This window comes from Oribacterium sp. HCP28S3_H8 (assembly GCF_052064775.1).
GTDB lineage: Bacteria > Bacillota > Clostridia > Lachnospirales > Lachnospiraceae > Oribacterium.
This window is the reverse complement of the sequence record NZ_JBQHUZ010000009.1, coordinates 101,063-120,390: the sequence shown is the minus strand read 5'-3', so window position 1 is coordinate 120,390 and position 19,328 is coordinate 101,063. Positions and strand designations below refer to the sequence as shown.

The 19,328-nt window shown below is 47.5% G+C and carries 16 protein-coding genes, 1 riboswitch and 1 other annotated feature; of the genes, 7 read left to right on the top strand and 9 right to left on the bottom strand.

What is annotated here, in order from left to right; translation table 11 throughout:
- Positions 1-282 (top strand): hypothetical protein (locus ACTNEN_RS11280; RefSeq protein ID WP_441206557.1); only part of this gene is annotated, 282 nt, incomplete at its 5' end.
- Between the two features lie 158 nt (positions 283-440).
- A complete protein-coding gene (gene iadA, locus ACTNEN_RS11275) occupies positions 441-1,592 on the top strand; it encodes a beta-aspartyl-peptidase (RefSeq protein WP_441206555.1) in 1,152 nt (383 codons plus the stop codon).
- A gap of 164 nt (positions 1,593-1,756) precedes the next feature.
- Here iadA and ACTNEN_RS11270 read toward each other — a convergent pair whose 3' ends face one another.
- Genes ACTNEN_RS11270 through ACTNEN_RS11260 form a run of 3 tightly spaced genes read right to left on the bottom strand, consistent with a single transcriptional unit; the run spans position 1,757 to position 5,493 of the window.
- Entirely contained in the window at positions 1,757-3,118 is a 1,362-nt protein-coding gene (locus ACTNEN_RS11270) for an alanine/glycine:cation symporter family protein (protein WP_441206553.1), read from the bottom strand.
- A 13-nt stretch (positions 3,119-3,131) separates the two neighbouring features.
- Entirely contained in the window at positions 3,132-4,178 is a 1,047-nt protein-coding gene (locus ACTNEN_RS11265) for a sugar phosphate isomerase/epimerase family protein (protein WP_441206551.1), read from the bottom strand.
- A gap of 19 nt (positions 4,179-4,197) precedes the next feature.
- On the bottom strand, positions 4,198-5,493 hold the full coding sequence (locus ACTNEN_RS11260; protein WP_441206550.1) for an MFS transporter: 1,296 nt from the start codon (positions 5,491-5,493) through the stop codon (positions 4,198-4,200).
- 316 nt (positions 5,494-5,809) lie between these two features.
- Between ACTNEN_RS11260 and ACTNEN_RS11255 the strand changes: the two genes are divergently transcribed.
- Positions 5,810-6,598 (top strand): DeoR/GlpR family DNA-binding transcription regulator, encoded by a 789-nt coding sequence (locus tag ACTNEN_RS11255; RefSeq protein WP_441206549.1) that lies wholly within the window; start codon positions 5,810-5,812, stop codon positions 6,596-6,598.
- A 171-nt stretch (positions 6,599-6,769) separates the two neighbouring features.
- Here ACTNEN_RS11255 and ACTNEN_RS11250 read toward each other — a convergent pair whose 3' ends face one another.
- On the bottom strand, positions 6,770-8,443 hold the full coding sequence (locus ACTNEN_RS11250) for a sirohydrochlorin cobaltochelatase (protein ID WP_441206548.1): 1,674 nt from the start codon (positions 8,441-8,443) through the stop codon (positions 6,770-6,772).
- A 31-nt stretch (positions 8,444-8,474) separates the two neighbouring features.
- Positions 8,475-8,756: riboswitch (cobalamin riboswitch) on the bottom strand.
- 99 nt (positions 8,757-8,855) lie between these two features.
- Positions 8,856-10,238 carry an alanine/glycine:cation symporter family protein gene (locus ACTNEN_RS11245; RefSeq protein ID WP_441206547.1) on the bottom strand — a complete coding sequence of 461 codons (1,383 nt, stop codon included), beginning with the start codon at positions 10,236-10,238 and terminating at the stop codon, positions 8,856-8,858.
- A 302-nt stretch (positions 10,239-10,540) separates the two neighbouring features.
- Here ACTNEN_RS11245 and ACTNEN_RS11240 point away from each other — a divergent pair, with 302 nt between their 5' ends.
- Entirely contained in the window at positions 10,541-11,047 is a 507-nt protein-coding gene (locus tag ACTNEN_RS11240; RefSeq protein ID WP_441206545.1) for a QueT transporter family protein, read from the top strand.
- A 204-nt stretch (positions 11,048-11,251) separates the two neighbouring features.
- Here ACTNEN_RS11240 and ACTNEN_RS11235 read toward each other — a convergent pair whose 3' ends face one another.
- Both ACTNEN_RS11235 and ACTNEN_RS11230 read right to left on the bottom strand, forming a co-directional pair.
- Positions 11,252-11,866, bottom strand: a complete 615-nt coding sequence (locus tag ACTNEN_RS11235) for an HD domain-containing protein (RefSeq protein WP_441206544.1) — start codon at positions 11,864-11,866, stop codon at positions 11,252-11,254.
- 108 nt (positions 11,867-11,974) lie between these two features.
- Positions 11,975-13,345, bottom strand: a complete 1,371-nt coding sequence (locus tag ACTNEN_RS11230; protein ID WP_441206542.1) for an MATE family efflux transporter — start codon at positions 13,343-13,345, stop codon at positions 11,975-11,977.
- A gap of 153 nt (positions 13,346-13,498) precedes the next feature.
- Between ACTNEN_RS11230 and ACTNEN_RS11225 the strand changes: the two genes are divergently transcribed.
- Entirely contained in the window at positions 13,499-14,347 is an 849-nt protein-coding gene (locus ACTNEN_RS11225; RefSeq protein WP_441206540.1) for a pseudouridine synthase, read from the top strand.
- Here the strand turns inward: ACTNEN_RS11225 and ACTNEN_RS11220 are convergent.
- A complete protein-coding gene (locus ACTNEN_RS11220; protein ID WP_441206539.1) occupies positions 14,337-15,020 on the bottom strand; it encodes a 2-phosphosulfolactate phosphatase in 684 nt (227 codons plus the stop codon). The genes ACTNEN_RS11225 and ACTNEN_RS11220 overlap by 11 nt on opposite strands.
- A 246-nt stretch (positions 15,021-15,266) precedes the next feature.
- Here ACTNEN_RS11220 and ACTNEN_RS11215 point away from each other — a divergent pair, with 246 nt between their 5' ends.
- Together ACTNEN_RS11215 and ACTNEN_RS11210 are read left to right on the top strand one after the other, a co-directional pair.
- Complete coding sequence (locus ACTNEN_RS11215; protein WP_441206537.1) at positions 15,267-16,652, top strand: MATE family efflux transporter; 1,386 nt, start codon at positions 15,267-15,269, stop codon at positions 16,650-16,652.
- Positions 16,653-16,935: 283 nt separating this feature from the next.
- Positions 16,936-17,188, top strand: a binding site (T-box leader).
- A 121-nt stretch (positions 17,189-17,309) separates the two neighbouring features.
- On the top strand, positions 17,310-18,278 hold the full coding sequence (locus ACTNEN_RS11210; protein WP_441206535.1) for a bile acid:sodium symporter family protein: 969 nt from the start codon (positions 17,310-17,312) through the stop codon (positions 18,276-18,278).
- Between the two features lie 234 nt (positions 18,279-18,512).
- Here ACTNEN_RS11210 and ACTNEN_RS11205 read toward each other — a convergent pair whose 3' ends face one another.
- Entirely contained in the window at positions 18,513-19,172 is a 660-nt protein-coding gene (locus tag ACTNEN_RS11205) for a carbonic anhydrase (RefSeq protein ID WP_441206534.1), read from the bottom strand.
- Between the last annotated feature and the right edge of the window lie 156 nt (positions 19,173-19,328).

Sequence of the window (19,328 nt, the reverse complement as noted above, 5' to 3'; positions counted from 1 at the left end):
GGTCTGTGTATTATTCGATCTTTGATTTTCAAGGTTCCGTTTTGCTCTCGTCTGTTTCGCGACAGCCTGTATATATTAGCAGGTAGCTTTGAAACTGTCAAGCAGTTTTTTGAAGGATTTTTTGAATCTCTGGAGCTGATCGCAGTAGCGGTCATACGCTCTTTTATATTATATTCTCTTGATCCTTACGATTTTTGTGTCCGTCGTTTGGCGAACTCATCTAAACTACCACCTGGGCGCATTACTGTCAAGCAGTTTTTTATGTTTTGCGAATTTACATAATTGATTATAGGATGATAATTCTTACATTCACTTCAATAATTTTGTGCTAAAATAAGCACGTTACATCAAAGATGCTTTCATGATGCATGCATATAATAAAGTAAAGCTTCGCGACTGCATCCTGTTTCGATTGTACATTAGAAGGGAGAAAACGTTCCATGTTTCGACTGATTCGGCAAGCTCACATTTTTGCACCCGAGGATCTGGGAGTAAAGGATCTTCTATTATGTAATGATAAAATTATCAAGGTGTCCGAGCACATATCTTTTGACTGGGATCCTGAGGAACTGGAGATTGTAGATGCTGCCGGGAAATATCTTGTTCCGGGCTTTATAGACCAGCATGTCCATATTATCGGAGGAGGCGGCGAGGACGGCTTTGCAAGTCTCATTCGCGAAATCCAGATGACCGACTGTGTACGTTATGGCGTTACGACCGTAGTTGGACTGCTGGGCACGGATCATCACGCCAAAAGCATCGAAACACTGGTAGCAAGGACTAAGGCATTGAAGGAACAGGGCATGACTGCCTATTGTCTCACAGGCTCGTATTGCTATCCTTCTGTAAATCTTACCGGGACTCCGGAAAAGGATGTCGCTTTTATTGATGAGGTTATCGGTGTCAAGCTTGCCATTGCGGAAGCACGTGGTTCTTATATCACCAAGGATGAGCTTGTCCGCCTTGCCTGCCATGTGAGAGACGCAGGATTTCTGTCGCATAAGCCGGGCTTTGTGCATCTGCATACCGGACGTGGTAAAAATCCGTATGGTATGCTTCTCGATATCGTTAATACGACTGACCTTCCGATTACAAGCTTCCGTCCGACGCATGTCAATATTGATGAGCCGAGCGCACAGGCATTCGGCAAAGCCGGCGGATATCTGGACTTCACATCCGGTATCAGAACCGAAGTGACTGCGCACAACTTGAAAAAGGCTCTGAATCTTGGCATTCCTCTGAGACAGCTGACACTCAGCACGGATTCTAACGGCAGCTTCCCGAAATGGAATGAGGATCACACCCGTGTTGTCGGAATGGGAATCGGCAAGATGGTAACACTGTTTGACACAATCCGTCACCTGATCCGGGATGAAGGTGTTTCCATGTCCGATGCGCTCTGCATTGTAACCAAGAACCCAGCTTCTGCTCTGGATCTGTATCCTAAAAAGGGACACATTGCTGCCGGTTCTGATGCTGATCTTGTACTGCTGAATCAGGATCTTACGCTGGACAGCGTCTATGCGCTCGGCAAGCCGATGCTTATTGATGGCAAATTGACTGCTAAGAATTATTATGATTATGAAGAGTAAAAGGCAGTCGCTCATCAGGTTAATCCAGTCACTATTTGAGATACATAATTTCTGATTCTTAAGAGTTTTCTATTTATGAAAAAGCGGAGTGTCATCTCCTTACTTGATGGCACTCCGCTTTTCTATTATCAGCCCAAGTGAAATACTGTGCATTTCGACATCTTCTATGTCCGGTAGGATATGTACTTTGGATTAGTAAAAAAGTCTTTCGTCGCTGCTCTCACCTTTGGCCAAAGCACAAGCAAGGCTACGATGTTTGGCAATGTCAGAAATGCCAATGCAATATCTTGAACAGTCCACACCAGACTGCTCTCCATCTGTGCTCCAAAAATGCAGAATAGCGGGAAAACATATTTAAATTTATCAGCCAGCTTATGTCCTCTCAAATAGGATAGTCCTACATATCCAAAATACCACTGACCCATCAAGGTTGATGTACAGAAAAGGAGCAGACTGATGACAACAAGATAGCGTAACGGTTTCCATACGGAGGCGAATGCATAAATTGCCAGCACACTCGCCGGTTCTCCGCTGTCAATAACTCCTGTAACTCCAAGCACAAGTCCCGTAATCGTGCATATTACAAAGGTATCTAAAAAAACTTCGGTGACACCTGTCAGACCCTGCTGTACAGGATGTTCAACATCTGCAGAGGAATGAATTACAGGTGCGGAGCCTTCGCCTGCCTCATTAGAATAGAGTCCCCTGGAAATACCTCTTTGCATGGCGGCAGTCATACTACCAGCCACACCTCCTGTAATAGCATCCATGCCAAATGCACTTCGGGCAATATTCAAAAATACTTCCGGTACTTTAGTAATATTGATCAGAATAATCAGCAGTCCTCCAAAAACATATAAGCATGCCATAAAAGGAACCAGTCTCTCTGTTATATGGGCAAGTCTCTTTAATCCACCAGTAACTACGATAAACAGCAATATTGTAAGCATGATTCCACTCAGCCATGGTGCCATATGGAAATTACTTTGCGTGACCCCCGCGACAGTATTAGACTGGATAAAATTAGCACTGATAATTTGAAGCACCATGGCAAATGCACAGATATTTGCCAGCCACTTCATGTGAAGGCCATCTGCTATATAATACATTGGTCCGCCTTGCCAGTCTCCATTTGAATCTTTTTTTCTATAGAGAATACCAAGTATAATTTCTCCGTATTTTGTAGCCATGCCAACAAAAGCAGCAACCCACATCCAGAACAGCGCTCCAAGTCCACCGGTCATAACAGCTGTCGCCACTCCTACAATATTACCGCTTCCAACACAGGACGCGAGTGCAGTACACAGCGCCTGAAAGGAAGTAATAGCGCCATCACTGGTTTTATTTCGTTTTTTTCCAAAAACAGGCTCTACCAGTGTTTTTTTCATGATCAATGGAAAATGCCTGAGCTGCACTGTGCCAGTAATCACAGTATATAAAACACCTACACCCAAAAGCACGAACAGCAGCCAGTTACCCCAAAGCCAAGAATCAAAGGTTTCCAGTATTTTCTGTATCTGTTCCATGCTTATGCTCCTTTCAGAATGCCGGATTTATTTCTTCCATTAAGCGTTTAACACAAGTCAGACTCTTGCTGACACCATCCATCTGTTTCTTTAAAAGTTCCTCCAAAAGCTCTTTGGAAACTTCCTGTGGATAATAATATTGTGATGGTTTCATCAAATTATAATCATACAGTGGCTGCTCAATCTTAAAGCAGCCTTCTCCTACAGCTTTGACTCCCCCTGTTCCCGGAGTTCTCTTAAACTGTGCGCAATATGGATAGCACATTTCAACCGTAAGACGCGTTACCGTTGACTTATCCAATAAAATTTTTAAGCACTGCTTTAAGTCGATATTTCCTTCACCCGCCGGGACACCGCAAACTACATACTGGAACCGATCCTCTGGACAGGGAATAATAATATGATCTTTGAAATGGGTACTCACTGTATATGGTGCCATATTTTCAGCCGCCTGAACTGGTTCCTCCCATGCCATCATGGAATTGCCGAAATCATAATGCAATCCAATCCACGGAGAGTTGATCTTGCGAATCACGCGAACCAGTTCTTCCGAAGTTTCATACTCATGATTCTCAAGTCCTATCTTGATCCTCGACCTCTTGAGCAGTGGGATAATTTTGGTTAGTTCCATAGCTGCTTCATCAAAAACCAGCGGGTCAAAATCTCCTCTTACCTTAGACGGATCATATAATCCTTCACCACCACTATTTCCGATCATATCGTTGTTTAAAGTAATCGGAATATATGTACGGATCACATCTGCACCAAGAGCATCTGCAACTGCAATGATTTTTTTGAGATGTTCATATCCGATACCCTTGGTAGCAAGCTCTACATACATATTATACTGATCAAGCAACGCCTTTACCTTGCGCAGGTGTTCAGGATCATTACTTCCAAGCGTTCCCCATTCCGGATCAAGATTATAATCCTTGATCAGATTTATCATAACCCCCTCAAATCCAAGTCGATGTGCCGTCTCAATATAGCCAAAAATATCCATTTTTTTATTTTGAAGCCATAGATGCAAGCTTTCTGTATCCAGTCCTATTTTCAACATAATGTATTTACCTCCTTCTTTATAAATCCTGCTGATGCAGCTTAATCCTGTGAATTAAATATGTAGAAACACCCAGTCCGACAACTGCCCATCCGATCATAATGCAGAAGACAATCCGGAAACCAGCCATGCCGCTATAGCGATCGAGAATGTTTCCGTACATCAGGTATGCAAAAGAATTTGGTAAATAGATCACCAGAGAAGATAAGCTCATAGCTGCACCAGTTATCTCCTTTGGCACCTTAACCTCATCCATCGGTGCAAAAAATACAGCTCTCATCGTAAATACAATCGCTCCAAACGCCAATGTGCAAAGTGCGCCGATATACCACCTGCCGCTCTGCCCCAGTGCCTGATGAGGAATCAGCATAAACAAAACCATCGCAATGATGCAAACTAGAAATCCTGCACGAATATGCTTTGCTGCGGAATGATGCACTTTATCCGACATGAATCCGCCCACAGAGCCTCCGATAATTTTTAATCCATATTGATTAATAATACCATAAAGTCCAACCGCTGTTGCCGGAAGAAAATAAATCTGATTAAGAAATGGAATAAAATATGTAAGTCCGCAGTATACGCAGTAAACCACAAACCCATTGATTGCAACTGCCCAGATATCAGGACTTCTTAATGCTTCAATCATCCCACTAAAGGCAGCTTTTGTTCTGCTGACTTCTTTTCCGCTGTGATCCACTCTTTTTTCATCATTAGGCACAAATATCAGACAGAGCGCTCCACATGCCATGGTGACAATAGCGAGAAATAAAATACCTGCCCGCAGGGCAGCCGCATTCTCTCCCATTCCATGAAAAATGGCAACTGCGCTGGTGGCAACAATGACATCTACAATGCCGCGTCCCATTTCCAGAAAGCCAAACATCCGACCTTGTGTTTTTTCATCTCCAAGCAGTCGTATTGCCTTTAATAGAACCGGCCAGTAAATCACTTCTCCAAGTATTGCAAGCAGACCAAACGCCGCAAGAAAGCCTGCATAAGTCGGGAATGTAGCCAGATAAAGTCCGGTCAGTCCAATACCAATCAGTCCTCCGCCAATCATATATTTTTTACTGATGATGTCGCAAACATAAATACCAACGATCAATCCTATGGTCTGTACTATACCGTATACACTAAGCGCTCCACCAATCTGCGTGTTGCTAAGTCCCATAAACTGCTGCATTGGCACATAAAACATATCCTTAATAGAAGAAAGCTTGAATGCAACTCCACCGGATAATGTCAAAATGCAAAACACCAGCCATCTGTTTGGTGCAGCTCTAAGCACCTTTGTTTTTGTTGCTGAATCCATCTGTAAATCTCCTTTCACTTGCATTTTTCTGTGTATAGATTGTGTTTTTCTTTGCTTCTTCACATACAATAGTCACAAGTATTGGCTTTTGCAAGCATTAAATCCAATATTTCACAACTTTTGTTGTATTTAACAAGTTGATATCTGCGTTTTTGTGCATTCTTTTTGCTTTTTAATTGTGTTTTGTTGTGTTATGATATTATTAATGTTTTTTGAAAGCATAATGCTCTAATTTTCTTTTTATGATTTCAAAAAGTCTTGTCATAATAATTATGCTATAGAGAGCAGAAAAGTATTCTGAAAGGAGAACAATGCAATGCTCTTAAAAGAGAGACAGGATATGATTCTCGATCTCATTCAAAAAAAAGGAATTGTACATACTGCTGATTTAAAAGAACGATTGAATGTTTCCTCTGAAACCATTCGGAAGGATCTGGAACTTCTTTCACAGGATGGCATGGTTCTCAGAGTTCACGGAGGAGCGATTCCCGGTCCAAATTTCATGAAGGAAAGCTCCTCCGAAACTACCTTGGAATACATCCCTCTGGAGGAACGTGATATACGGCATCGTGAGGAAAAGCTGAGAATTGTACAGGCAGCTGCTTCCATGGTGCATGAACATCAGATCATTGGGCTTGATTACGGCAGTACAAGTCAGCTTATGGCATTAGAACTCTTGAGACAATTCCAAGCCCTTACAATTATTACCGATTCTATCCAAAATGCTATGGTTCTTGCCCGTAATCCGCATTTCACAATTATCCTGCCCGGCGGAGTCCTGAATAACGATGAATATTCCATTGTAAATGACATCTCGCCATTATTAAGTCATCTGCACATTGACACCTACTTCATGAGCGCCACAGGAGTGGACCCTGTCGTCGGATGTACGGATCAACGTCTGAACGAAGTAAAAATGCAGATACAATTTCTGAAGATTTCAAGCCGTACTATAGTACTGGCTGATTCCAGTAAATTTGGAAGTGCCAGCCTGGCAAAAATCTGTGATTTGAATGATATTTCACTGTTTATAACCGATTCCGGACTCTCTGATAACATGCGAGCCGCCATCCAGGACAGTGGTGTACCAATCAAGCTAGTGTAAATTTGTGCGTAATACATTGAAATAAACCTGTTTTTTAGTTTTCAAAACAAGAAGCGCCGGCAACACTGCCGACGCTTCTTGTTTTGTTTTTGCTTATATCCGTTTTTATTTGAGATAGATCATCCGAAATTCCTTGAGGCAAAATAAAACGGATGAATCCATCGCCCCACCTCATCGCTTCACGGGGTTTGTGACGTTCACTTTGTGGTCGTACCACTTGCCTTTGGTACCGAGTAGTGCACAATCAAAATCCTCCCCGATTGCGGGTACGGGAATGTCAAAGCCGTTGACGGTTTCCGTCGTGCCATCGCTGTATTTCACCGTATCCTTTACCGGCTGGAGCAGTGCAGCCCCCGGCTTCTGCGCGTCCTCCGCGGTGCCGGGGAAAAGATTCACGATGTTTTCCGAGGTGAGGCTTACATGGATCGTCATCTTTCCATCCTTGACGGTAAGCGTACCCTTGCCATCCAATGCCTCATTCACATGGAACATCGCGCTGTCCGTCTTGAAGTCTGCGCTGTAGGTGCCATCCTCCAGGGACGCTGATGCTGTCGCTGAGACTGTATTGCCATTGCCTTCGGGCACTGCATTGACAGCTTCCCTGGCATGGGAAACATAAATCTGCTGCACCTCCGGGATCTCTCCGAGCCCAGCGATCTGCGACGTTACAGAGTCAAATGCATTCGCAGCCTGAAACTGGCTCTTCCATGACTCCGCGTCATCGCCTGCCATGTCATTGTTGGCGTGATCACCTGCCACGACCATCAGTGGGCGCAGCACAACCTTTTTATAGCCGGCATCCTTAACCTTTTTAATAACACTCTCGCAGCTGGTATCCTCAGGCTTGCCTTCCACTGTACCTATATAAACATTGACATATTTAAGTGCCTGCATCTGCGACTGCATCTGATCATAAGTCACAGCTGCCTGGTGGCTTGTACCGTGTCCCATAAAGACAAATGCAGTACCGTCCTGTTCCGCCTGATCAAGACTGTCATAATCTGCCGCCTTGACCGCCGTGTCGGTGATTGCCTTGGCGACCGCCTCCTTGTCCTGATTGACTACCGTTCCATCTGCGCCAACCTCGCCAAGGAGAGGCTCTGCTACCTGAATCGTCTTGAACTTGTCCTGATATTTATCCACTGTCTCAACAAGCTCGTCGTATTCCGCTCCGTGCATCAGATGCGTCGGCTGCACCACCAGATTCTGGACACCGTTGTTTACCGCACGCGCAAGCGACTGCTCCACGTTATCAATGCATTCGCCGTCCCGCGCCTCCACGTGATTTATGATGATCTGCGAGGTAAACGCTCTCCGCACGGACCATCCTGCGAATGCTTCCTGCAGAGCTTTTTCAATACCGCCGATGTCCTTTGCGCGGCTGTCATTAAAGGAAGTGCCGAAGCTCACAACCAGAAGCTCGTTTTCTCCGATGCCGTCCTGATTTAACGGATCATCCTTGGATGCGTCTCCGGTGTCTCTGCCAAAATATTCCGGATCAGCAAATTCCCCCTTAACAAGCTGTTTCTGTACGTCGGTAAGGGCATCCCAGGCTGCTTTTGCCTCCTGGCACTGCTTGTCCGTATCCTCCGTCCGCTCCTTAACATAAATCGCATCAATCAAATCCGCTACATGATCCGCTGCCGCCTGATCCGCCTCGCTTGCATTTGCACTGGAGTTAACGGTATCCGCTGACTTAGTTTCGGAAGCAGCTGTCGTAGTCTCGCTTCCCGATTCCGCTGCTGCCGTTGTACGTGCTCCGCCGTTTCCTGCTCCGCAGCCTGACATTGCAAGTGTGGATGCTGCGAGAAGGGCAAGCATGGTTCCTGCCAATTTCTTTTTCATTTTATTCCTTTCTGCCAGTTACTCGTGGCAAAGGTGATTCTGTCATCAGGCAGGTCTCCTGACTCATGGCATCGCATGCCGCCTTCCCGTTTCCAGTGGCTGAGGTTCACTCCGGTAGTTCTTTACTGCTGTGTGAAATCGTTGATCATAAAGCTTCAGCAATTTCCCGACGTAGGTTAGCCCGGCTTCCAAGCATGTTTATGACCTCATGGCATGTTTTTAGCATTTACAGTGACGAGTTCGTGCAGGCCTTGCACCTGCTTCCCTATTATCCCGGGCAAAGTGCGCGGGCACCAGATGACATTGACTGTTCCTGACCATTATATCGGGTTTGCAGACATCCGCCAAGAGGATGAGAAGGATATAGGAGATGACTTGACCTCTGTCCTCGCATAAATTTTTTTGCCCCGCATCATTTCTTCATCCAGTGCATTTCATAGTCCCGTAGCGCTGCCACAGCCTCCCCGGACATCGGAATCAACGCGATCATGTTAAACACCGTCATAAGTCCGATGCCAAGATCCCCGAGATCCCATACAAAAGTATATGCCGCAAGACATCCGATAAACAGATTGATAATGCCAATCACCTTGTAAATCGTCTGACTTGTCCAGTTATCTCCAAAAATGTACGCAACATTGGAGCGGGCATAGAACATCACCCCGATAAAAGTCGAGAAGCTGAAAAGCCAGAGCGTAATCGCAATAAACACCTCGCCTGCATAGCCAAAATGATACTGCATAGCCTTCTGCAAAAGATCCATTCCGCTCAGCCCCGAGAGCATGTCCTCCGGCGCAAGCAGCATCACAAACGCTGTGCAGCTGCAGATCACAATCGTATCTATAAAAACACCAAGCGACTGTAAAAGGCCGGACTTCACAGGATGATCCACATCACCCGCAGCAGCCGCGCATGGCGCAGATCCGGAACCCGCCTCATTGGAAAAAAGTCCCCGCTTGACACCATTCATGATAACAGCACCCATACCACCGGCAACCGCCTGCCTGAGTCCAAATGCCTCTGTCAGAATCCTCCGGAACACACCTGGGATCAAACGGAAATTATTAATGATGACAAAGATCGTAAGGAACAGATAAAAGCCCGCCATCACCGGCACCACGATGTCAAGCACCTTGACCGACGTGTTTTTCCTGAGGATGATGACGGCCGCAATCGTGCTCAGTATGACCGCAGTAACCATCGGCGGCACACGAAACGCATTATCAAACGCTGTGGCAACAGAATTTCCGATTACCTGACTGATACCGCACCAGCAAAGCAGTCCGGAAAATGCAAACAGGATCGCAATCACGCTCTTCCGTTTCTTTCCATGCAGCAGTGAATGCAGATAATACGCGGGGCCTCCCCGGAATCCTCCATACAACGGATCCTTCTGTTTATACATTTGCGCAAGTGTAGCCTCGACAAACGCCGTGCTGGAGCCCACAATTGCAGTCACCCACATCCAGAAAACCGCACCGGCGCCACCTGCCGATACTGCTGCGACAACCCCGACCAGATTCCCCATGCCAACACGAGTTGCAGTAGAAACAATCAGAGCCTCGATGCCAGAAACCGGATTACTCTTTTCTTCATCCACATTTTTTTCCATCACCACCCGGATCATCTCAGGAAACAGCCGCACCGGTAGAAATCTCGTAATGATCGTGCAGAAAATACCCGCAGGAATCAGGATCAATACCATCAGCGAGAGTCCGAGCGAGGAGCCACCCGGCAGAGGAATCGTCACCAGATCTCCCCAAAGCAAATTGTATACAAAATGAAATAAAGCCATCCCTCACATCCCCCTTTTCGTTATACACATAAGGCATATCTCCAATGCCCAATATTTATTGATTATACACTTACGCTTTAAATTTGTGAAGTGTGGCACAGCCTATATTCACCCGCTATGTAGCCTCTGCAATAGCCAATGACAGGAAGTTTACAGAGGTTTTCACTCTTATTTTTGCTGCCTTGCCATTACTACAGGTTTATGCTATGATCATAGTCCGCGGTGATACAAGACATGTCACTGCAGAAATACATGAGTTCGAGACCTTCCTCATGTAAAACAAAACTAAAGGAGAAAATCATATGAAGCAGAAAGACGTCTTATTTATGACGCAGGCAGCGATGATTGCTGCTGTTTATGTTGCCCTGACCTACGTGTTTGCGGCAATTTCATTTGGCGAGGTTCAGCTCCGGATTGCGGAAGCACTGACGATCCTTCCCATGTTTACGCCCGCTGCGGTTCCGGGACTTTTTGTCGGATGTCTCATCGGCAATATCCTTGGCGGTGCCGTGCTGCCGGACATTATCTGCGGAAGCCTTGCCACTCTCATTGGCGCAGTATTCACCTGGAAGCTTCGGACCAGAAGCCCATTTCTTGGATGTCTGCCACCGATCCTTGCCAATATCATCGTTGTCCCGTTTGTCCTGAAATATGCGTACGGAACCAACCTTCCAATCCCATGGATGATGCTGACTGTCGGTCTCGGCGAAGTTCTCGGCTGCGGTGTCCTGGGCTGTGTATTATATTACGCACTAAAAAATCATAAGGAAACAATCTTCCACACAAAACAGTTTGAGATGGCTGCATAAATTTGATGCAGCCACCTGCACTTGGTTAATGGTAATGCAAGTTTACCAAGACGCAGCAAAACCAGCTTACTTAAAATCAACGAACAAAAAACAACACGCGTCTAAAAACAGCCTATGCCGGCGAAATGATTGATATCCGCCGGCACAGGCTGTTTTTTTGTTTCCATATTATGTTTCTATATATCAAACGACGGAAGCTAATACTCAATGGCTTGTTTCCGAGGCTGCCTCGTCCGTAGCTTTTTTCTCTTCCGATGCTTCCGCGATCTTCCGACGGGTCCAGGCATCCACCACCTTCCGAAGCCGTCCAAAATACGGACTCACCTTCATATTTTCTGCGCCGTAAGTAAGCTGCAGCTCATATTCATTGGGAAGCCAGCTCCGGATATCTGACTCATCATGAGAGATCACAGCTTCCAGCTTATCCAGAGCCTTATATACCCTGGCTTCCGGTGTCTTAAGCTCCTCCATCTCCATCAGAAGCGCACGCCACTCCTCCCGCTGCGGAGAAGGAAATGTATTCACCCAGTTCATAAAGATGGCAAGCTCCCGGTCGCCGTCCGCATCGCTTTTTTCAAACGCAGGGATATCCCCCGTAAACGCCTCGCCTAAATCATGGATCAGGCACATTCGCCGCACCTTATCCAGATCCACATCCTGAAACTCCGGTTCTCCATCCAGAAGCATTGCCATCAGCGTCATGCGCCAGGTATGGTCCGCAACGCTTTCCTTCCGGTCCGGTGTAATCCAGCAGTGCCTTGTATTTTCCTTTAATTTTTCCGCTCTTCCAAGGATGGACAGAAGCTCTTCCGGTGTCATAGTTTCCTCCCCGCTGCTTCTTATCAAACGCAGCCATTCTTATGTAAATCCAAACTATCGTCGCAGGCAGCACATCCAATCAGATGCGAGCCATGAATTGCAGTGAAATTATGCGATGCGCGGCATCGGCGCAGTGCGCAGGCTCCGCTTCATCCTTGCGTAGGCGATCAGCATCATGATGCCTGTGAGGATCCATGAGATCGGATAAACATTCATAAGCCGACCATAATCCCGGGTTCCGGGGAATACAAGGAAAATCCATCCAAGCCGGTAGCCGCAGGTTCCGATTACCGTGAGTACTGCAGGAATCAGCGAATGTCCATGTCCCCTGAGCGACGACCCGGGGATGTCAAACAAGCCCTCCAGGAACTGGAACATGCCGCAGTGCAGCATTCGCGTTGCGGCAAACCCGAGGACCGTAGCATTTGCAGAATACAGACCAAGGAAAAATCCCCTGCCGAGGTAAAAGGTTGAGCTCATCGTCAGGGTCACCAGCATGCCAAAGCTTAGACTCAGCCAGAATACCCGCGCACACCGGTCTTCCCGCCCTGCCGCGCTGTTCTGACTGGTAAAGGTCACGCATGCCTGGCTAAATCCGCCGGTAAAAAAGTAGGCAAAAAGGTCAAAATACTGTGCAATGGAGTTTCCCGCCATCGCAAGAGACCCAAAGCTGTTGACCGAGCTCTGCACACAGATATTGGAAATAGAAAAAAGCGAGCTCTGAAATCCGGCTGGAGCGCCAATGGCAATAATCTGCTTAAGACAGCCCCCGTGGATCCGCAGCTTCGTGAGCTTCAATGTAAACGGCGCCGGCTCGGTCATGAGGAATGAAAGCACAAGCCCGGCGGCAACCCCATTGGCAATCACCGTCGCAACCGCAACTCCGGCAACGCTCATATGCATAAGGATTACAAAAAACAGATTCAGGATCACATTGACAACCCCGGAAAACATGAGGCTATACAGAGGCCGCCGGCTGTCTCCCTGGCTTCGGAGGATCGCGGCGCCAAAATTATACAGCATCTCAAACGGCACCCCAATGAGATAAATCCTGAGATACAGCACCGCAAGCGTAATGACATTATCCGGCGTGCCCATCAGCGTTAAAATCGGTTTTGCCGCAAGCTCGCCGATCACAACGACTCCCGCACTGATTATGAATGCCAATGCCACAGCCGTGTGTACTGCCGCTTCGATGGCGTCCTGCTTCTCCTGCCCGATAAACTTGGCGACAAGCACATTGGCACCGACCGACATGCCGACAAAGGTATTGACCAATAGGGAAATCACAGAATTGTTGGCGCCTACAGCCGCCTGCGCCTCGCTGGAAGCAAAATATCCAACCACCGCCGTATCTGCAGAGTTAAACAAAAGCTGAAGGATACTGGTAAGCGCCAGTGGAATCGCAAAAATGATCAGCTTATCCCAAAGAGATCCATGGGTCATATCCATCTGATGCCTTGTGGTGGTTTTTGTCATAACGATTAGCTCCTTACAAAAAACAGGGCGGTATCACCGCAGCTCAAATCCCGAAGTTGATTATATCATTGGAAGCTGTGATTTCAATATTTGGTTCCGTTTCCCTCCGGTTTATGGCAAAATGGCAGTGACAGAATTTCTTTATGGAAAGGAATGCATATGAGACTCGATAAATTTCTCGCGGATATGGGCGTGGACCCGCGCGGCAAAATAAAGCATTACATCAAATGGGGCAAGGTGACCGTCAACGGTAAGGGCGTAACTGATCCCGGATTTCAGATTCGCGACCAGGATCTGAATTCTGTGCAGGTAAGCTACAAAGGACATCCCGTTGTCTATGCCCGCTATGAATACTATATGATGCATAAACCAGCCGGCGTCCTATCGGCAACAGAGGATAAAAAACAGACCACGGTGCTTGATCTCATGACCGGTCCCGTCCGGAAGGACGTATTCCCCGTAGGTCGCCTGGATAAGGACACCGAAGGACTCCTGCTGCTCACCAACGATGGAGAGCTTGCGCACCGCCTCTTATCCCCGAAGCATCACATCGATAAGGTCTATCTTGCACGTGTCGGCGGAGAACTGCCCCCGGAGAGTGTGGAAGCATTTCAGCAGGGGATTCACTACGACACAAAGCTTACTGCCATGCCTGCCGGTCTCACCATCCTCCGCACCGGGCTTCCGATGAGCGAGACAGAAAAAGCTTCCTACATTAAAAATTACGAGCTGCTTTCCGGAATAAAAAAAGATGCATCCCATGCGAATGCATCCTGCCTTGATGTATCCCAAATCCCGGATACGGTCAGCGAAGTCACTGCTACGATTCAGGAGGGTAAATTCCATCAGATTAAAAAAATGTTCCATGCGCTTGGCACCGAGGTCGTCTATCTTAAGCGTGTCAGCATGGGACCGCTGCAGCTCGATCCGGCATTAGCGCCCGGTCAGTACCGCCCGCTGACGGAGGCAGAGCTCGCAGCGCTCCGCGAGCTCACAGGCTGATTTTCCTGCCGGTCCAGATCCCGTTTTCCTCGGTGACACGGATCACAAACGGGAAGATGCCGATTTCCGTGCAGAGCGGAACATCCTCCGCCGGATACTGTGTCTTTGCCGGGTCATAAAAATGTGCTGCCGCCTGATGCAGTCTCCGGTCCGCGGCATCCAGATCATAGGCTTCCCCGAGGATCTTGGCACGGATATATTCGGCACAGATAAGATCCTCATCCGCCCGGGTGACACCGGCATTGCCCATTGCGACGATCGACACCCGCTCCGGCTGTTTCATGCGAATATATGCCGCAACCGCATCCGCGTTGACAAGGCTTCCTGTCACGATTTCCTCCGCAAAGACTGCATTCACAATACCCTGTGTGCCGGCGCTTGTAGAGTGAATGATGGTTCTGTCTTTGAGCTCCATGTTTCTAAGGTCATAGGGAGAGTTGCCAAAATCACAACCCTCCACCTTGGCACCGCCGCGTTCGCCGGAGAGAAGCCAGTCAGGATGCTCCCGCTTAAGCTGAAACGCCTCCTCGAGACCTCCGATCGGATGCGTTTCCCTTACGCCCTTGGCAAACATATATGCCTCAAGTGTAAACGCACGAAAAACATCTATAATAACGGTCAGACCCTCCGCCTGCTTTGCTCCTGTAATCAATTCAAGAATCCTGATGTCCATGATTTCTGCTGCCTCCTCCAAAACCTTTCTATCCCGGGGATGCATCCCCGATGTTCTATGGCATTACTCTGTAGTGTACCACGCATCCCCGGAACTGATAAGCCCCTTGCGGAAACTCGCCATGCTTTGCTCCTAACTATTGCAAAAAGCCTTTTAAATTTCACCAGAAGCGCGTATAATGCCTCCGATACATAGAAAATTATGAAATGCAAGGTTGATTCTTTTAGAAATTTACAGGAGTGGTGAATGCAGACAAGCATGACAAAGGGAAATCCGTTCCCGCTGATTCTTAAGTTTATGATCCCGCTTTTTATTGGAAATGTTTTCCAGCAGCTGTACAATATGGCGGATACAATTATCGTCGGTCGTTTTGTCGGTGCAGACGCCCTCGCTGCCGTTGGTGCCACAGGCAATATTATGTTTCTTGTACTGGGATTTGCGCAGGGATTATGCACTGGCTTTACCGTGCTGACTTCACAGGCCTTTGGCGCAGAAAACTATCCCAGGGTCAAGCGTTCTGTTGCGAATGGCATCCTGCTGGCGCTGCTCGTTTCCATCGGTGTGACCATCCTCTCTGTGGCATCTATGCGTCCACTGCTTCACCTGATGCATACCCCTGACAATATCTTTGAGGATGCGTTTACTTATATTGAGATCATCTGTCTTGGCACGATTTTTGCCGTATACTATAATCTTTTTTCGGCTTTTATCCGTGCCATCGGTAACAGCCGTGTGCCCCTCTATTTTCTGATCTTCAGTGCCTGCCTCAACGTGGGACTGGATCTTCTGTTTATTATTGTAGGCAAAATGGGGGTTGCAGGAGCTGCCATCGCGACAAATCTGTCACAAGGCATCTCCGCGGTACTCTGCCTCGTTTACATTCGCACCAAAGCACAGGTGCTCTGGCCGGAGCGTGGAACCTGGCGCATCAACTCCTCCGATACCACCCAGCAGATGGCTGTCGGCATACCGATGGCGCTGCAGTTTGCAATCACGGCATCCGGCACCATGATTATGCAGTCTGCGATCAACCTCTTTGGCTCCACGGCAGTCGCTGCTTATACTGCTGCCAACAAGCTGCACAGTGTCATGACGCAGGAAATGCCCGCCATGGGGCAGGCATTGGCCACCTACAGCGGACAGAATTATGGTTTTGGAGACAGCAAGAGACTGCATCAGGGCGTGCGTGCCGCAGTAATCATCGAGCTTGTGTACTCGGTCCTGGCGGCGGTGCTCTGTGTCCTTTTGCTGCGTCCGGTGATAGGGATGTTTTTTGGAAATGCAGAGGATAGCGCAATGATCGCGGAAATGATGCCCTGGGCCAGCACCTATGTACATATCGCGGTACTGTTTTATATTCCACTAAGCCTGATTTTTGTTTTCCGTAATGCCATGCAAGGCTGCGGTCACGGCTTTCTGCCGATGATGGGCGGCGTAGTAGAGTTTTTTGCGCGTCTTCTTGTGGCGGTACTGGCCATGCATTTCATGAGCTACCCGATGGCAGTCTTCTGTGATCCCGCCGCATGGCTTGGTGCCGGTATCTTAACCGCGATTGCCTATATCTTTGTCATGCGGCAGGTAGAGCAGGAAATACACAAAGCCGGGGACAATCCTATATCATCTCACGCCTGATCACCTCCCGGCTGGTGGAAAATCTTATGATGTTAAGCTTCTGGCATACAATACTAGCAGAATTTTCATAAGAATGCTCTCTAAAATGATTTCAACCGATATGTCGAGCTTATTTTAGCATAATTTCCTTAAAGAATGATTGAAATCCAAAAAGCTGCTGCGTTGAAATCCTGCGTCCCTTGTGTAAATTTCTAAAATTTTTATAAATTTCTCTGTGCATTTTGGGAAATTTTGAGCTTGCGAAATGAACTATGGCGGACTAGAATAAGGCTCATAAAAAAACAGACCGGCTATGAAGAGAACACGACCGGAAACGAATGTTACAGAGAGCTGCCGTTTGGTGCGAGGCAGTACAGGACTTTCGGATACATCATCTCTGAGCTTCGATGGTAAACGTTATCAAAAACAAGTAATCGTCGACGGAGGATCACCGTTATCATAGATCACGCATTGTTTGATGCGGCTAAGTGACTGCTTCGGAAACGGAGTAGTAAGAAGAGTGGTACCGCAGAGGAATTTCAGCCTTTGTCTCTTCCTGTCAGATCTATGGCAGGAAAGGACAAAGGCTTTTTTTGTAACCGGCCCGTTTATATTTTTCATTTTGGAATGTCCAAGCTCAGGCAGATGCATTCCATACTCATTATGAGGAGGTCTACAATGAAAACACTGGAAAAAGTAAGTAACTTCGTCGGCAAATGGATGGCTTTGATCGTCCTGGTAGTTGCCGCTCTGGCTCTTTTTGCGCCTGCCACCTGCTCCTGGATTAAAACCAGCTGGATCAACACACTGCTTGGCGTCGTAATGTTTGGTATGGGTCTTACGCTTAAGGCGTCTGACTTTGCTGAAGTATTTAAAAGACCAAAGGATGTAATCCTCGGTGCTGTCTGCCAGTTCACGCTGATGCCGCTGCTCGCATTTCTGCTGACCAAGCTTTTCCGCCTGTCTCCGGAGCTTGCTGTCGGCGTTATCCTTGTTGGCACCTGCCCGGGCGGTACATCCTCTAACGTTATGACCTATCTTTCTCACGGTGATGTTCCACTGTCCGTTTCCATGACAGCCGTATCTACTCTCCTCGCACCGGTCATGACTCCGCTCCTGACTCTGCTGTACGCAGGACAGACCGTCGATATCAATGTTGTTGCCATGTTCCTGTCTGTCGTTAAGGTTGTTTTATTCCCGATCGTACTTGGTCTTGTCGCAAATCACTTCTTTGGCGAATTTACGCAGAAGGCTGCAAAAGCACTGCCTCTTGTATCCACAACCGCTATTGTTCTGATCGTTGGCGCAGTTGTTTCCGTAAACTCAGCGAGAATCATGACCTCCGGTCTTCTGATCCTTGCCGTTGTCATCTGTCATAACCTGCTTGGCTATCTTACCGGCTATGCGGTTGCCAAGGTTCTGGGTCTGGATACAACAAAGTGCCGTGCAATTTCCATCGAGGTCGGAATGCAGAACTCCGGTCTTGCTACAAGCCTCGCTGCAACACACTTCGCACAGTATCCGTTAGCTACTATCCCAGGTGCTGTCTTCTCTGTATGGCACAACATCTCCGGCGCACTCCTGGCTGGTTTCTTTAACCATCAGTCTGCAAAGCAGGCAGAAACTGCTGCAGCCGTTGCACGTTGATCATCGACCGCATGCCGGAAGTTTTGATCGCTGCCCGCTGATGACAATCTGGTAATCCTATATGGAAATGCTTAAAGCCCGTGACCAAAAGTCACGGGCTTATTTATTACTGAGACATCCTCGGCTAGCCAGCATCCCCCTCTCAATTTTATCTTCAATAGAGGATGTTTCATCCGACACGCTTTTAATTTTAAGGTATTTCCTATATTTCTGAAGGTTATCCGAAATTGCACCTCACCACAGCACTTCTCCGGTCTCCACATCATACACCGCACTTGCCACAGTGAAGCCCTTAAGCGCAGGATCCAGGGCAAGTGCCTGCCGGATCTTCTCGGCACTATACTCGGCATTTTTCCTGCTTGCCTCTACATCATCTATTTCCGCACCAATGGCTGCATGAATTTCATCTGTGATACTCCTGATATATCCGTCGCCATGACCAAGGATCGCCGCTCCCACTGCACCGCAGTGCGTATGCCCCAGCACCAGTGTAAGCGGACAGCCCAGATGCCGTAATGCATACTCGACACTGCCAAGCTGCTGATCGGAAATGATATTGCCAGCCACCCGGATCGTAAAGAGCTCGCCGATACCACAAAGGAAAATATCCTCGGGAATCACTCTGGAATCCGCGCATGCAATTACAACCGCATACGGATGCTGCCCATGCGCTGCTGTATCTTTCCGCCGCTCCGGAGAAATATCCCCATCGTTTTTTCTCGCTGCAATATATCGCTCATTTCCTGCCTTAAGTCGCTCCCATACCTGCGCTAATGTATATTCTGACTTTTCTGAATGTCCTATCTGTCCAGTACATTCTGTATCTTTTATGAATCCTGTGGAGTCTGCATGTTCTATATGTTCTATATATTCCATATGTCCTGGCATTGGCATGTCCTACCTTCCTATAACTATAGTGCGCATGGAAAATAAATCCAAATTCCTCAATCTCGCCACGCAAATCTTGTCGTCCGCTGCAGAGTTTACTTTCCTTACATTGTTTATATCAGCCAGAAAATTTCTGTCAAGAATGAATGTCAGTGAGTGCTT

Bases quoted from the DNA above. Each gene is read 5' to 3' on its own strand.
- iadA (WP_441206555.1), top strand. From the start codon at position 441: ATGTTTCGACTGATTCGGCAAGCTCACATTTTTGCACCCGAGGATCTG.
- ACTNEN_RS11270 (WP_441206553.1), bottom strand. From the start codon at position 3,118: ATGGAACAGATACAGAAAATACTGGAAACCTTTGATTCTTGGCTTTGG.
- ACTNEN_RS11265 (WP_441206551.1), bottom strand. From the start codon at position 4,178: ATGTTGAAAATAGGACTGGATACAGAAAGCTTGCATCTATGGCTTCAA.
- ACTNEN_RS11260 (WP_441206550.1), bottom strand. From the start codon at position 5,493: ATGGATTCAGCAACAAAAACAAAGGTGCTTAGAGCTGCACCAAACAGA.
- ACTNEN_RS11255 (WP_441206549.1), top strand. From the start codon at position 5,810: ATGCTCTTAAAAGAGAGACAGGATATGATTCTCGATCTCATTCAAAAA.
- ACTNEN_RS11250 (WP_441206548.1), bottom strand. From the start codon at position 8,443: ATGAAAAAGAAATTGGCAGGAACCATGCTTGCCCTTCTCGCAGCATCC.
- ACTNEN_RS11245 (WP_441206547.1), bottom strand. From the start codon at position 10,238: ATGGCTTTATTTCATTTTGTATACAATTTGCTTTGGGGAGATCTGGTG.
- ACTNEN_RS11240 (WP_441206545.1), top strand. From the start codon at position 10,541: ATGAAGCAGAAAGACGTCTTATTTATGACGCAGGCAGCGATGATTGCT.
- ACTNEN_RS11235 (WP_441206544.1), bottom strand. From the start codon at position 11,866: ATGACACCGGAAGAGCTTCTGTCCATCCTTGGAAGAGCGGAAAAATTA.
- ACTNEN_RS11230 (WP_441206542.1), bottom strand. From the start codon at position 13,345: ATGACAAAAACCACCACAAGGCATCAGATGGATATGACCCATGGATCT.
- ACTNEN_RS11225 (WP_441206540.1), top strand. From the start codon at position 13,499: ATGCATATGAGACTCGATAAATTTCTCGCGGATATGGGCGTGGACCCG.
- ACTNEN_RS11220 (WP_441206539.1), bottom strand. From the start codon at position 15,020: ATGGACATCAGGATTCTTGAATTGATTACAGGAGCAAAGCAGGCGGAG.
- ACTNEN_RS11215 (WP_441206537.1), top strand. From the start codon at position 15,267: ATGCAGACAAGCATGACAAAGGGAAATCCGTTCCCGCTGATTCTTAAG.
- ACTNEN_RS11210 (WP_441206535.1), top strand. From the start codon at position 17,310: ATGAAAACACTGGAAAAAGTAAGTAACTTCGTCGGCAAATGGATGGCT.
- ACTNEN_RS11205 (WP_441206534.1), bottom strand. From the start codon at position 19,172: ATGCCAATGCCAGGACATATGGAATATATAGAACATATAGAACATGCA.